At 68.0% G+C, this 13,662-nt stretch carries 11 protein-coding genes; 7 read left to right on the top strand and 4 right to left on the bottom strand.

The window, feature by feature from the left end; all coding sequences use genetic code 11:
- Window positions 1-334 precede the first annotated feature (334 nt).
- The 5 genes from RI578_RS00395 to RI578_RS00415 all read left to right on the top strand — a co-directional run bounded on the left by RI578_RS00395 (window position 335) and on the right by RI578_RS00415 (window position 8,048).
- Window positions 335-1,498 carry an AMP-binding protein gene (locus RI578_RS00395; protein WP_310869130.1) on the top strand — a complete coding sequence of 388 codons (1,164 nt, stop codon included), beginning with the start codon at window positions 335-337 and terminating at the stop codon, window positions 1,496-1,498.
- An 83-nt stretch (window positions 1,499-1,581) separates the two neighbouring features.
- Window positions 1,582-3,684: a carbamoyltransferase C-terminal domain-containing protein gene (locus RI578_RS00400; RefSeq protein WP_310869131.1), complete on the top strand. Its 2,103-nt coding sequence runs from the start codon at window positions 1,582-1,584 to the stop codon at window positions 3,682-3,684.
- Window positions 3,685-3,703: 19 nt separating this feature from the next.
- Window positions 3,704-5,137 (top strand): condensation domain-containing protein, encoded by a 1,434-nt coding sequence (locus RI578_RS00405; protein WP_310869132.1) that lies wholly within the window; start codon window positions 3,704-3,706, stop codon window positions 5,135-5,137.
- Between the two features lie 66 nt (window positions 5,138-5,203).
- Window positions 5,204-6,004 (top strand): glycosyltransferase, encoded by an 801-nt coding sequence (locus tag RI578_RS00410; RefSeq protein ID WP_310875625.1) that lies wholly within the window; start codon window positions 5,204-5,206, stop codon window positions 6,002-6,004.
- A 982-nt stretch (window positions 6,005-6,986) separates the two neighbouring features.
- Window positions 6,987-8,048 carry a hypothetical protein gene (locus tag RI578_RS00415; RefSeq protein ID WP_310869133.1) on the top strand — a complete coding sequence of 354 codons (1,062 nt, stop codon included), beginning with the start codon at window positions 6,987-6,989 and terminating at the stop codon, window positions 8,046-8,048.
- Between the two features lie 4 nt (window positions 8,049-8,052).
- Here the strand turns inward: RI578_RS00415 and RI578_RS00420 are convergent, their stop codons facing one another.
- A complete protein-coding gene (locus RI578_RS00420; protein WP_310869134.1) occupies window positions 8,053-8,976 on the bottom strand; it encodes a histidinol-phosphatase in 924 nt (307 codons plus the stop codon).
- On the bottom strand, window positions 8,969-9,328 hold the full coding sequence (locus RI578_RS00425) for a hypothetical protein (RefSeq protein ID WP_310869135.1): 360 nt from the start codon (window positions 9,326-9,328) through the stop codon (window positions 8,969-8,971). Before RI578_RS00425 ends, RI578_RS00420 begins: the two co-directional genes overlap by 8 nt.
- Before the next feature lie 202 nt (window positions 9,329-9,530).
- Between RI578_RS00425 and RI578_RS00430 the strand changes: the two genes are divergently transcribed.
- Window positions 9,531-10,703, top strand: coding sequence for a glycosyltransferase family 4 protein (locus RI578_RS00430; RefSeq protein ID WP_310869136.1), 1,173 nt, complete (start codon window positions 9,531-9,533; stop codon window positions 10,701-10,703).
- A 5-nt stretch (window positions 10,704-10,708) separates the two neighbouring features.
- Here the strand turns inward: RI578_RS00430 and RI578_RS00435 are convergent, their stop codons facing one another.
- Window positions 10,709-11,677, bottom strand: a complete 969-nt coding sequence (locus RI578_RS00435; protein WP_310869137.1) for an LLM class flavin-dependent oxidoreductase — start codon at window positions 11,675-11,677, stop codon at window positions 10,709-10,711.
- Window positions 11,678-11,770: 93 nt separating this feature from the next.
- Here RI578_RS00435 and RI578_RS00440 point away from each other — a divergent pair, with 93 nt between their 5' ends.
- Window positions 11,771-12,673 (top strand): glycosyltransferase family 2 protein, encoded by a 903-nt coding sequence (locus tag RI578_RS00440; protein ID WP_310869138.1) that lies wholly within the window; start codon window positions 11,771-11,773, stop codon window positions 12,671-12,673.
- A 59-nt stretch (window positions 12,674-12,732) separates the two neighbouring features.
- Here RI578_RS00440 and RI578_RS00445 read toward each other — a convergent pair whose 3' ends face one another.
- Window positions 12,733-13,623: a fructosamine kinase family protein gene (locus RI578_RS00445; protein ID WP_310869139.1), complete on the bottom strand. Its 891-nt coding sequence runs from the start codon at window positions 13,621-13,623 to the stop codon at window positions 12,733-12,735.
- Window positions 13,624-13,662: the final 39 nt, after the last annotated feature.

Genomic DNA, 13,662 nt, shown 5'->3' on the forward strand with positions numbered 1-13,662 from the left:
AGTCATTACACTGGTCGATTCGATCCGCCGGGCCTTCGAGGATCAGCCGGAAAGTGTGGCGCTGGCGACATCCGACATGACCATGAGCTACGCACAACTGCACCAATTGACCGACCGGCACGCCGACGCGCTCATATCGGCGCGAGGCCCAGCGGGACCAGTCGCCGTCGTGTGTGACACCGACGGTGGTGCGATCCCCTTGGTACTCGGGGCCCTACGCACCGGTCGTCCGGTCGTACTGCTGCCCGGTCGGGCGACGTCTTCGGTTAGGGAGACATCGCTACGGGACACCGGCTGCTCTCAGATCGCCTGGCCCGGCGCCCGGCCGGAGGATATGCGCATCGAGCGGCTCGAACCGTCCGCAGAAACGCTCTGGCCTCGGGCGTCCCTCGTGTTCTGCACCTCCGGTTCGACCGGGCATCCGAAGCTGGTACCCCTGGGTGATCCCGCGCTCTGCCGATTCGCGGACTGGGCGGCCACCATGTTCGGTATCGGTGATGGCACCAAGGTGCTCAGCTACGCCCCTCTCAACTTCGATCTGTCACTTCTCGAAGTATGGACGACATTGTCCCGCGGCGGCACTGTGATCGGGGCGACGGGACCGACGCTGCGCGACGCCAAGCACCTGGCGCAGCTCGTCAGGAGGTGGCAGCCGGACGTGATCGAAGGCGTTCCGGTCCTGTACGAACTGCTCGCCCGCGGGTTGCTCTCACTGGCAGCTGGCGATGAGCTGACCACTCGACACGTCATCATGACTGGCGACAACACGCCGCAACCGACGCGCCGGGCCGTCAGGGACATGTTCCCCTCGGCCACCTATTACAACGTGTACGGAAGTACCGAGACGAACGACTCGCTCGTAGCCATACTGGACGATGAGCAGATGGTGTCCGACCAAATCCCCCTCGGCGAGCCGCTACCGGGTGTCGACATCCGGCTCGTCGCCGACGGCGGTGGCGAACTTGTCGGACCTGGTGTCGCCGAACTGTACGTCGCCACGCCGTTTCAGGCAGCCGGGTACATCGACCCGGCGGGGAGAGACGAAGGCAGCTTCGTCGAGGGCGCACAGATCAGTCCCAGTGCATCCGGCAGCACCTACTTTCGTTCCAGAGATCTCGTCGAGCGCCAAGACGACGGAACACTGTGCTTCATCGGCCGGCGCGACTGCCGGGTGAAGGTGCGAGGGGTCAGCGTTGACCTTGAAGATGTCGAGGACGCGCTTCTGCGGATGGAGGCCATCGTGGAGGCTGTGGCGCTGCCGTGGAATAGGAACGGCGACACCAGCGTCGCCGCGGTGATCAGGACGGACACGGACCACACGGTGTCGAGCGTCGACGTCCGACGATTCTGCGCCTCCCGGATCGAGCCCGCAGCCGTACCGTTTCGCATCGTGTTCGCCGACCGACCACTCCCGAGAACGTCCACCGGGAAGATCGACCGGAACGCGGCTGTGCAGTTTCTGCCGGCACCCAAGCCAGCCACCGCACCAGCCGATTGAGTCCGCAACAGTCTGTGTTCCTTCCGACGATACGACGAATATCGCCTGCGGGCAGACTGCTGCCCACGGCCGAAGGGTGCTCAATGCTCAGTCTCGGGGTGTACACCGGCCCGCACGACCCAGGCGCTTGCCTCATCGCCGACGGGAGCGTGGTCACGGCCATAGAAGAAGAGCGGCTCACCAGGGTGAAATACGGGGCCATCAGGAACTACCACGGCCTGTGGGAGGAGTTCGGGGAACGGTTCGGGTACTACCCGTGGGCCTCAATCAGCTACTGCCTCCAGGCGCGTTCGATCGGCCTGGACGATGTCGACCAGATCGTGATCGCCGACGACTACCTGGCGCCCATGGCCGGGCTCAACCTTCCAGTCCGCGACCCAGAACGCCTGGTGGTCGCGCGTGAGCCGAGCGGTAGCGTGCACCATTATGTGCACGCCCTGTCCGCGTTCTGGGCAAGCGGGTTCGAGGAAGCAGCGGTCTTGGTCGTCGACGGCGACGGCACGTGGACGGAGGAAGGCTACGAGGCCGAAACGGCGTACACGTTCACCCGAACTGGACGCCACTCCACCATTCTGAAGAATCGGTACGCACCGGTCAGGACCGACTTTGGAGCCGAAAACCTGTTCAACCCGGGCCTCGGCTGGATGTACGAGTACATAACCACGTTCCTCGGCTTCTACAACACCAGGGCCGGCGTGCCGGATGCGGGAAAGACCATGGGCCTCGCGCCCTATGGTGGCCCCCGTCCAGAACTGGCCGGCGAATGGTTCCACCTCGGCGAAGGCCGCTTCGACTTCCGGCCGTTCCTCGACTGGATCGTCGGCATGGGCTACGCCGAATTTCTGAACGACCAGAGCTTCAGTCTCGTACCGGACTCGGCGAATATCAGCTCCTTCGCGAAGGATCTGGCATGGAAGGTGCAGAGCGAGCTCGAGCGCGGAATGCTCGGCCTGTGCGGGGAGGTGCAGCGCCGGACAGGTCAACGCAATCTTTGCATCGCCGGCGGAGTGGGCCTGAACGCGGTGGCGAACGGAGTCCTCGCCCGTTCCGGGATCTTCGACCGGATCTTCGTCCAACCGGCCGCTGGTGACAACGGCCAAGCAGTCGGGCTCGCGTACTACGGCTACGTGAACGCAGGGAAGGCACGCGACCTCAAGCCAATCTCGCACTCGTACACGGGGCGGGGCTACGACACCACCGCCATTGTCGAGTATCTGGACGCTGTCGGTGCGTCCTACGAAGTGATCGATACCGATGGCCTCACGGACCGGACGGCCGCCGAACTGGCGCAGGGAGCTGTGATCGGTTGGTTCCAGGGGGGCAGCGAGTACGGGCCGCGTGCTCTCGGCCACCGGAGCATCCTCGCCGATCCGAGGCCCGAGGACATGCGTGACCGAATCAACCAGCAGGTCAAAATGCGCGAGATGTTCCGGCCCTTCGCGCCGAGCGTGCTCGAAAGCCATGTGAACAAGGTGTTCGACACCAGTACGGCCGCTGACACACGGTTCATGCTGTCCTGCTGCCCCGTACGCGAGGAGTGGCAGCAGATGGTGCCGGCGATCTGCCACGTCGATGGGACCGCCCGCATCCAGATCGTCGCCCCGGACGTCGACGAGCAGTACCACCGGCTTATCGCGAGCTTCTTCGAGACGACCGGTGTCCCCTTGGTACTCAACACATCGCTGAACATTCGCGGCATGCCACTTGTGGAGACACCGGCGGACGCAATCCAGTGCCTCCTGTCCTCTGATCTCGACGCCCTGTACATCCACAATATTCGCGTGGTGTACCCGGAGCACGAGCGGATCCGTCCCGACCTCGCCCCGGGCTGGACCGTTGCGGAGAACGAAGGCAGGTCCGTCCTAACCAACGGTGAGCGGACGCTGAGCGTGACGGAGGAGGAAGCCCGCCTGCTGTGTCGCTTCGACGGTGCGCGGAGCCTGCGGGATGCCGTCGAGGCAGCCGGACTCAAGCCGGACTCGGAGCCGCCCGAGCGCATCGCTGAACGCTTGGTCAAGTACGCCTACCGGGCTGGAGCGGTGACACTGCGGGCCGGCCGCCTGCCGTTCGAAACGCGGTGGACGTTCGGGCGGCTTCCGTTGGCCGACGGAGCCCGGCGACACACCCCGTATCCCGGCCCGGTCGGACCGGACAAGCTCATACTGCCGCGGTCGGTAGGGCGCTGAACAACCTCCACATCGGGCAATGCGCCGGCTGACGGGATTGGGGACTTACAGCATGTCGTTCACAGGCGTGGTCGGGCCGCTGCCTCGGGGATACGAACTGCTCTGGGAGCGGATGCACGAGATGTCGCCGGGGGATCCGGGTGGGTCTCGATTCACGGCTCTGCTGACGCGTGGCCTCGGTGGTCAGGTCGACGCGGACGCGTTGGAGAAGGCTCTCGCGGATGTGACGCGACGGCATGAGATGCTGCGGATGCGGTTCAAGACCACCGGTCTCGATCCGCTGGTGGAGATCGTGGAGGACGTCGAGGCGGAGTTACACGTCGAGGATCTCCGGCATCATCCGCCATCCGAGCGGCAGGCACTAGTAGCGCATGTCCTTTACCTGGAGAGCGTGCGTGCCTTCGACCTGGTGGCGGTCCCTGTGTGGCGCGCGTGTCTCCTCCGGTTGTCGGAGGACTACAGCATCCTGTGCGTCAGCTTTCCAGACTTCCTGTTCGACGCCTGGTCGGACCGGATCCTGGTGCAGGATCTGATGGCGTGCTATAGCGCACGTCTCGGGCTGTCTCGCCCGCCCACGCCGGTGTCCTACGGCTATCGAGACCTGCTGAATCTGCACGAGCGACAGTACGGGGGCCGTGGCCCGCGCATTCAGGAGCAGGTGAGCCGGCTCCATCCGCTGCCCCGGCCCCTGTCCATCGACCCCCGGGACACAGCCGCTTCCGACCTGCTGATTGACCCGGCCGCCATCGACTTCAGTGTGTCCTCCGAGGTGTCGGCGCGCTTGGACGACTGTGCGACCAGGCTTCGCACGACGCAGTACGTCGTCCTGATGGCGGCCTACTACCTCGTGGTCGCCAGCGTCTCGGGGTCGTCCAAGGTGGTAGTGAGCACGGTGACGCTGGGCCGTCACAGCAAGGCTGAGCGGGCGCTGGTCGGACAGTTCGGCCAGGACGTGTTCGTCCCCGTGAACATCGACTGGAAGGGGTCTTTGGAAGCCTTCGTGCAACAGGTGCACCGAGCACTGGCCGATGCCAGGCTGGCGCGGACGGGCTACCGAAACCTGGTGGAGTTGCTCGGTGAGGCCCATCGACCCAGGCCCTGGTCGGACCTCCATCTCTTCGACTCCTACTTCCAGTCCGTCGTACCCGAGTCGAGTGAGTCGTTCCCCGGTCCGCTGCGGGTCGACCATGAGCTCGAGGTCATACCGGCGCCGCTGCCGGGTGTGGACGAATACCCCCGGCTGGGTGACGTTCCGAGCGAGGCGATGCCGGTCTGGTGGCGACAGGCGCAGCCCTGGATGCTGGTGGACAGCCGCCGCCAGGGCGGGACTCTGAACTTCAACCGCACCTTCTACGACGAGTCACAGGTAAAGGGCCGTATCACCAGCTTTCTTGAGGTCCTGCGAGCGATAGCCGACGACAGCGGGCAGCCCGTGTGGAAAGCGGTCGGCTAATTGGCCGACCGGACAGAGAAAGCCAGCACACTCGGGCTGGCGAGTCGCCGAGGCGAAGGAGAGACGGTGGGGGGATGCGCATCCCAGCTGGAAGGCCTGGTCACTGTTGTCACACCGACGAGGAGACGGCCAGCCCTACTGAGCCGGGCGATCGAGTCCGTCCAGCGGCAATGCTGCCAGCATGTGCGAACGCACATCATCATGGTGGACGACTGCTCCGACACCTGGCTGGCCCTTGGGCGGGACCTACCCGCGACCGTGTGGCCGCGCTGGGCGCAACGAGGTCCGGACGACAGGAACGGGCCACGGCGCATCGCGTCCGTCCGGGACGTCGGGACGGAGCTGGCGCAGACACCTTGGGTTGCCTATCTCGACGACGACAACCAATGGGACGAAACACATCTGCACAGCCTCCTGATGAAGGCACGCGAGTCCGGCAGTCCGGCGGTGCACTCGTGGGCGCGTGTGATTCACCCGGACGGAGAGCCATATCTCGAGCAGCGTGACCCGTGGGCGTTCGGTGAGGAGAATGGACGCCGGGAGTATCAGCGGATGAAAGAGCTCGGAGTAGTTGAGCCAGGTTCTAACGTATTCAAGGATCGCGTCGACGCACACGACGGGCCCACATCAGTCCGGTCGGTGGACCAGAGTGCGTGGCTTCTCGAAACGGAGTTAGTACGGGGTATCCGCTTCAGCAACATGAGTAGACCGCCGGACCGGACGATGTCTTTGGGCGAGGATGACCTTTTCAACGAGAACTTGCTAGCCAAGAACATCAGAATCTGTGCCACGGAACAGGCGACACTGATTTACCAGCTCGGCGGATACTCAACAGCGCCGGAGGCAAACGAGCCGGCGGATTGGTGACCCGTCCGGCATCCTCGCCCCCTTCCCTGCCGCCGGTCCGTCCGGCGGCCGACTCCCCCTCCCCGTCCGGGGCACGGGGCACCACATCAGCCCGAAGCGGGCCGCAGGCCGCAGGGCTTGCCGACTCCTGGGGGCGGCGGAAGAGTTGTCTGCCCATTGCCTTCCTGGAAGGTGAGGGACCCACGCGCGGTGGGCGGTGGTGAAGACGACATCGCCCCTGCACCGAGAAACGCGGCATCGGTGACGTCCTGATGAGCGGCCAGGACGTCGGCCAGGCACAAGATCTCCCTCATCGAAGGCAGCCAGCGGGCTCTTGTCCCAGTCGTCGACGAGCCTGGCGCCGCGTTCAGCGGCACAATGAGGTACCAGCGGGCCGTAGAAGAGAGCCTGGATCTCCTCCGGGGTACCTGGCTGTGGGCCCAGGGCCGGTGCCTGGTGTGCAGCGTGTCGGTCTCCATCCGCAAGCTGGTCCGGACCTTTGATTCAGTGTCAACTAAGCTGCTCTGCAGGGCTGTTGAGATTCGAGCGGTGGGCTCATGACGGAGACACGGCGGGCGACGGCGAACACCGGGACGGCGGAGGCACCCCGGAGAGTACCTGGTGGGGGTGGCCGCCGCGATCCTCGGACTCCCGGCACTGGCGGTGACCGGATTCTTGGCCTGATGGCGTTCTGGGTGCTGTTCGGCGAGTCCTGAAGGGGTCCCCGCCGCGCCCACCCCCGGCCACGCCCGCCCGGCAGGCCGCCGGCCACGCACTGTCTGCGGGGCGGCACATCCGGTCTGCCGGACGCACGGGGCCACCGCATGCTTCGAGCGGGAAGTCCCGTATGGGAGAACGCCGTTGTGCATGTCGGCTCGGTCCGCACTGCCATGTCTTCACCGGAACGGTCCGAGCCGCGACAATCAGGAGGTCGTGCGGTGTCGTTCACTCCTGAAAGGCTGGACAGTTGCCCGAGCAGAACTGGCGGTTATCCATCGCGGTCATGACCCACGAGCTGCGGCTGGGCATGGCCGAGCGACTGCGGGACGCCCACCCGCACCTCGACATCCGTGTCGTCTGCGACACCGGGCCGCTGGGCGAGCGTGGCTCACTGCGGTCCGCCCGCAGGGCGTGGGCCGCGGCGGCGCCCTGGGCGACCCATCATCTGGTGCTGCAGGACGATGTCCGGCTGACCGGCAACTTCCTCGACCTCGTGGGCGAGTTAATCGAGCACTACCCCGAGGGTGTGTCCTCCCTCTTCGTCGAGTGGGGCTCCTGGACCGCCTCCGTGGCGCGCGTCGCGGCGCTCTGCGGGGCGGGCTGGGCCGAGGTCGTCGACGACTACGTGCCGACACAGGCCGTCGTGATGCCGGTGGCCCTCGCGAAGGACGTCAGCGCCTGGTTCGAGGAGGCGCTCGGCGGGGACGAGCCCGACGACGTCACGCTGCGCCGCTACCTCCGTTCGGCCGGCCTGACCCCGCAGGTCGCCGTGCCCAACGCGGTCGAGCACCGGGACGCCACCAGCCTGACCGGCAACAGCCGTCACGGCATGCGCTGCGCCACCTGTTGGACCGCGGGCGCCACCTCCTTGTCCGGGGTCGACCCACGGCGGTCGGTCACGGGCATCGACGCGGTTCCCGTGCTGGCCTGGTGGGGCGAGCCCGGCGCCTACTTCCGTTTCCGCGACCCGACGACGGACGGGGGCTGGCGCAAGGTGCCGGCTCTGGCGGCGCTCGCGGACCTCGGCTTCGGCGAGGACCACGTCCTGCGGCTCGCCGGCGACGCCCTGCGCCGGGAACGCGACACGGGACACGCGCGGCGGCTGATCGGTGAGCACCTGTTGTCCGAGCTGTGGCTCGCCGCGTTCGGCCTCGGCGTCTGTGCCGCCGCTGCCGGGGCGTCCCCGGCGGGGGAAGGCATGGAGACCCGGGTGGGGCGCCGCGCGCTGGGCACCATGGCGCTGGGCGCGGTGCGCAACCGCGTACCGCGCCCGCTGTTCGCCAAGGCCGCCGCGGTCCTGACGCCGGTGGTGCGCGACGCCGTCCGCGTGGGTCTGGCCGTCTGACGGCTCACGAACCGTCCGGTGGCGGCCAGGCGCCGTCGTCGTCCGGGTCGGGCAGGGGCACGAGTTCCGGCTCGCCCCCGGTGCCGAATTTCAGTCGGCTGCGGTGTCCGGCGGCGCGTGCGTAGCGGACGAGCGTGCGGAACCGGTCCGCCGCCTGGTCCGGGTAGTGGGCGTCGCTGGCCAGGGTGATCGGCACGCCCGCCTCGTGGCACATCCGCAACAGGGTCGGCGCCGGATACGGTTCCCCCGCCTCGTACCGAAGACCCGCACTGGACACCTCGAACGCCACGCCGCCACGCCGTGCGGCGTCGACCACGCGGCGGTACAGGTCGACGGGCTCCTCTTCGCAGCGGTGACCGAACTTCTTGACCACGTCGGGGTGGGCCAGCACCTGGACAATGCCGGATTCGGCGAGGTCCGCGACGAGCCGGAAGTAGTCCTCGTACGAACGCCGCACCCCGCGGCGCTCGAACTCGTCCGTCATCCCGTCGTGGTCCACGGCCCAGGAGCCGATCCAGTGCACGGACCCGATGAGATAGTCGAACGGGTACGAGGCGAGGATGTCGAGGATCTTCTCCATCCGGCCGGGCAGGAAGTCGACCTCGAGCCCGAGCAGCACCGGAAGCCCTCGGTCCCGGGCGCCCAGGACGGCCTCGGTGTAGCGGTCCAGACGGAGATTCAGCTCGTCGTAGTAGTACCGGCGGGACCGCTCGGAGAGATCGGCCGACTCACCGGTGTCCCAGAACCCCGCGGCGACGGGTTCCAGGTCCACGAAACGGTGCATGTGCTCGGTGAAGCCAACCTCGGTCGCTCCGCGCGACAGGGCCCGCTCCACATACGCGTCGACGTGCCCCTTCGGATACACGCCCGGCGGCGGGCTGTCCGGGCGGGGCGTGTGCGGATGGAGATGGACGTGATAGTCACCCATGCCGCTCGGCCGTCCTGCCGGAGAACCGCGCCTCGTACCGGTCGAGCGTCGCGGCGAACTCGGCGCCCGCGTCCAGCCCGGCCGCGTCCGCGAAGCCGAACAACGCGAACAGGACGTCGCCGAACTCCGACCGCACCTGGTCCGAGGGCGGGGTGCTGGTGGCCGAGGGCGCGTACCCGCAGTTCTTCAGGTAGGCGCCGGCCAGCTCCCCCAGCTCGGCGGACGCGTCGAGCAGGGCGACGTCCGCGGTGACCGGCATGTTCACGCGCCGGCGGAACGCCCCGGTCAGTTCCTGGCACTCGGTGAGGGTCGCGCCGACCGGAGGTCCGGCCGGATGCGCGTCGCTGATCATCGGTGGTGACCTCGCCTTCGTACGGGAAGGGCATGGCGGAACACGGCCGCTCGGCGGCCCGTATATCAGTACCACGTGCGTGTGGACATGGTGATCCGAATATGTGAACCGGCTGATCGAGAAGGGCCCGGCGACTCGGCGTAAGGCCATGGGGAAGGGGGCATGGATCGGTGCGGGATGATGCCGGCGGTAACGGAGTGACATGAGAGTGTTGATGATCGCCTCCAGCTTCCACCCCACCATCGGAGGTGCGGAGACGTACGCGCATGTGATCGCGGAAGGGCTCGCCGGCCGGGGTCACGACATCATGCTGGTGACCGACGCGCCGCGGGAGGACCCGGCCGGCCGGGCCGTGGAGGGGGATCCACGCGGGGTGGCGGTCCACCGGCTCACCGGGTACCGGGAACTGCTCGCGGACCCCAGCAAGGTGTTATGGGAGCAGATGGCCTTCTCGCTGGCACCGGAACTGGCCTCCTGTTCCGAGAAGTTCCGGCCGGACCTGGTCTTCACCAACACCCTCGACGCCGCCCTGGCCGGCAAGTGGATCGCGGTGGACCGGGGCATACCGTGGGTGGCGACCTTCCATGAACACGAGCCGGAGGCGCAGCCCCTGGGCAGTGCCCGGCTGCGGGTCGTCCACGAGATCCTGCGCCCCTCGCTCGTACTGGCCTGCGCGGAGAACTACGCCGACCGCGCCCGCCGGCACGGATCGGCCGCAGTCACCCGGCTGATCCCGCACGGGGTGGACACGGAAAGATTCCGCCCGGACCGGGACACGGACCGGATCCGCCGGCGCTACGGATACGGTCCGGACGACCTCGTCGTCGTCTGCGCCGCGCAGCTCAAGCCGCGCAAGGGGATCCTGGAGCTCATCCGGGCGTTCTCGCCGGTGCACACCCGGCTGCCCCGCACCCGGCTGCTGATCGCGGGCGCCGTCAGTTCCTCCTCGGGCGACTATCCGGGGAAGCTGCGAGAGGAGATCGACCGGCTCGGGATCGGTGAGGCGGTGCGCATCGACAGCGAGGTGACGTTCCACCGGATGCCGGACGTGCTGGCCCTGGCCGACGTCGTCGCCCAGCCCAGCACCGGGGAAGGGCTGAGCCTGGTCATGCTTGAGGCCATGAGTTCCGGACGGCCCCTGCTCACCTGCAACTTCCCGGGCATCGACGAACTGGTGCGGGACCGGCGATCGGCCTTCCTCGTGCCGTCCCCGGATCCCTCCCACCTCGCCGACGCCCTGTTCGAGCTGCTCTCCGACGAGTCGCTGCGCCGCCGCACGGGCGAGCTGGCTCGCGAGCAGGTGCTGACGCACTTCACGCTCCAGAGGATGGCCGAACGGACGGAGAAGGCCCTGCTCGCCGCCCTGGACCGGTAGCCGCGTCACCCCCGCAGCCGGGTGGGTACCTCGCTCAGCCGCTTCAGCGCTTCGGCACCGTCGACGGCCGCCACCTGCAGGGCCAGTATGTCGGGGGCGATCCCGTCGATGATCCCCCGGCACAACTCCACCACCCGGGAGACGTCGTCGTAGCGGGGGAACCGCTGGAGGACGCCCTCGTGGCCCATCGCGTCGGCGTCCTCGCGCAGCCGGCGCGGGCTGCCCTCCTGGAGCCGGCGCGGGGTGCGCATACCGCGCCAGGGCCGCAGGGCCTCCCATGCCTCCGCGTCACTGCGGGCGAAGACGAGGAAGCAGGTGAGGACGACCCTCGGCGGCCGGCGGCCGGCCGCCGCCGCGGCCTTCCGGGCCACGTCGACGACGGTCCGCCGGGTGTGGCCGACGTCCTTCACCGACGTGATCACGCCGTCCGCCAGCCGCCCGGCGGCCTCGGCCGACCTCGGCCCCGACGCGGCCAGCAGAACGGGGACCGGCCCGGGGGGCGGACTGTGCAGCTTCATCGACGACACGGGGTAGTACGGCCCGTCGGAGCCCACCTCGGCGCCCGCCAGCAGCGAATCCATCAGCCGCAGGGCCTCCTCGGTACGCGCGAGCCGCTCGCGGTACGGCGGCAGGGACCCCACCAGGGGCTGCTCGTTGACCGCCTGCCCCATACCGACGCCCAACTCGAACCGGCCGCCGCAGATCCGCCCGACTGTCGCCGCCGCCTGCGCCACGAGCACCGGATGCATCCGGAACAGCGGGCACACGGCCGCCGTCATCAGCGTCGCCGTCCGCGTGGACGCGGCCAGCGCGCCCAGCGTCGCCCAGCTGAATCCGGCCGCTCCGCCGACGTCCGTCCAGGGTTGGAGATGGTCGGACACCAAGAGCGCGTCGAAGCCGGCTGATTCGGCGAGCACTCCCTGCTGTATCAGCGCTTCGGGCTGCCATTCCTCATGCGCCAGAAACCATCCCATTCGGACATTCGGACTCACACGTCCTCCTCACCGCACGGGCCGTCGCGGAGTACGGCACCACCTTGACAGAACACCCGGGACGCCCAGAAAGTAATGGGCGTGACTTTACGCTTCGTTTCTGTGGTGGGCGGCGACCTTTCCCTGCTGCCCTATTCCTTGGATCATTATCGGGAACTGGGGGTCGAAAGCTTTCATGTGATACGCCACGTTGAAAGCCGCGCAGACCCGACGCTGGGTCCTTCCGTGGAAATGATGCGGGAGGCCGGGCACGAATTCGCCGACGTCTGCGTGGCCCCGTGGCACGAGGATCTCAACGCCGCGCTCATCCGGAAGCAGATGAGCGTCTGGCCGGACGACTGGTGGATCGTCGCCGACCTTGACGAGTTCCATGTCTACGACAGATCACCGGCCGAGGTCGCCGCCTACTGCGAAGAGCACGGGTTCGACTTCGTCGAAGGGGCCTTCCTCGACCGGGTCAGCGCCGACGGCCGGCTCACCGGCCCGCTGCCGCACGGCGGGGAGCCGCTGTGGCGCCAGTATCCGCTGGCCGGCCAGCTCACCCTCGGGCTGCTGGACGGCCGGCCGACCAAGGTGACTCTCGTCCGGGGCACGGTCGAACTCGATCTGGGCCAGCACTACGCCTGGACGGGCAGGGGCGTTCCCGTCGAGGAGATCTACGCCCAGGTTCACCACTTCAAGTGGACCGCCTCCGCGCGACCTCGCCTGACCCGGCGGGTGGCGGCCTACTCGTCGGGCGAGTGGCGCCTGCTGCACCGGTCGATCGTCGGGGAGTCGCAGCGGTTCCTCGATCATCTCGGGAAGAACGGCGGCAGGATCGACGTGGACGACCCCGGGTTCCGCTTCGCGCACTGCTCCCTCGACTACACGGACTACCCCGGCTGGGAGGACACGGGGCCCGCGCTTCGCCACCGGTTCCGGGCGTACGACGCCGCCCGCCGGGAGAAACGGCGCACCGCCGAGGCGGCCCTGGAGTAGGGTGGCGGCCCGGTACCACCGGGTTCTCCGGGCAAGGGAGTCCGGCGGTGGCACGCCGGTCACACCGTCGCCGGGCCGCCGTCCCGCCGGAACGGGGCGATGATCTTCCGTACGGCCTCCGCAGCTCCCCAGTCGTCGTCGTCATGGGCGATGACGCTCAGGAGTTCCCTGAGATGGAAGAGGTCCATCCGGTCCCGCCAGCCGTCGTCGATCCCGGTGATCTCCTCGTACACGGCGAAGAAGCGGTCCGAGGCGGGCGGGCGCGGGGAGCACCACAGCATGCTGAGGTCGATTTCCGGCCAGTTGTAGGACACCGCGGGGTCGATGAGCACGGGCGCGCCGTCGGCGGTGGCGACGATGTTCTCCTGCCACAGATCGCCGTGGGTCAGGCACGGGGGCCGGTCCGGCACGAGCTCGGGCAGGGCCGCGCAGAGCCGTTCCAGAGCCTGCCGCTCCGCGGCGTCGAAGGCCGCCTCGACCAGGGGTTCCGACAGCCAGCGCAGGATGCGCCGCTCCGCGAGGAACGCGTGGCCGTCGCTGTCCCAGGTGTTGTCCTGGCGCAGCCGGCCCAGCCAGCCCGGACGGTGCCAGCCGAACCGCTCGGCGGTCGTGGAGGTGTGCAGGGCGGCGACCGTGCGGGCGAGCCGCTCCCAGAAACGCTCGTCGTCGCGGCGCGGCAGCATCTTCTCCAGCACGAGCAGCCGAGGAGAGGCGCACAGCACCTCCGGCGTGATCGCCCCGCCGGTTCCGCGAAGCTCCGTCAGACCGGCGGCTTCGACGGGAAAAATGTCCCGTTCCGGCCCGAGAAGCGTTTTCGCGAATAACTGGGAATCGTCCTCCAGGGTCACCAGTCCGGCAATTGCGACCACTCCGCCGGTGGCTTTCTCCACCTCTTTGGCCGCGTATCCCGCTTCATGGAGACGCTTGATGAGTATCTCTTCGTCAGACACCCGGAAATCACACCACATTTTCCCCGCACACACCAGGGA

Source organism: Streptomyces sp. BB1-1-1 (genome assembly GCF_031597775.1).
Classification (GTDB): domain Bacteria; phylum Actinomycetota; class Actinomycetes; order Streptomycetales; family Streptomycetaceae; genus Streptomyces; species Streptomyces thinghirensis.

Coding starts and splice junctions, on each gene's coding strand:
- RI578_RS00415 (WP_310869133.1), top strand. CDS start 6,987: ATGACCCACGAGCTGCGGCTGGGCATGGCCGAGCGACTGCGGGACGCC.
- RI578_RS00425 (WP_310869135.1), bottom strand. CDS start 9,328: ATGATCAGCGACGCGCATCCGGCCGGACCTCCGGTCGGCGCGACCCTC.
- RI578_RS00395 (WP_310869130.1), top strand. CDS start 335: ATGCGCATCGAGCGGCTCGAACCGTCCGCAGAAACGCTCTGGCCTCGG.
- RI578_RS00435 (WP_310869137.1), bottom strand. CDS start 11,677: ATGGGATGGTTTCTGGCGCATGAGGAATGGCAGCCCGAAGCGCTGATA.
- RI578_RS00405 (WP_310869132.1), top strand. CDS start 3,704: ATGCGCCGGCTGACGGGATTGGGGACTTACAGCATGTCGTTCACAGGC.
- RI578_RS00430 (WP_310869136.1), top strand. CDS start 9,531: ATGAGAGTGTTGATGATCGCCTCCAGCTTCCACCCCACCATCGGAGGT.
- RI578_RS00400 (WP_310869131.1), top strand. CDS start 1,582: ATGCTCAGTCTCGGGGTGTACACCGGCCCGCACGACCCAGGCGCTTGC.
- RI578_RS00440 (WP_310869138.1), top strand. CDS start 11,771: ATGGGCGTGACTTTACGCTTCGTTTCTGTGGTGGGCGGCGACCTTTCC.
- RI578_RS00420 (WP_310869134.1), bottom strand. CDS start 8,976: ATGGGTGACTATCACGTCCATCTCCATCCGCACACGCCCCGCCCGGAC.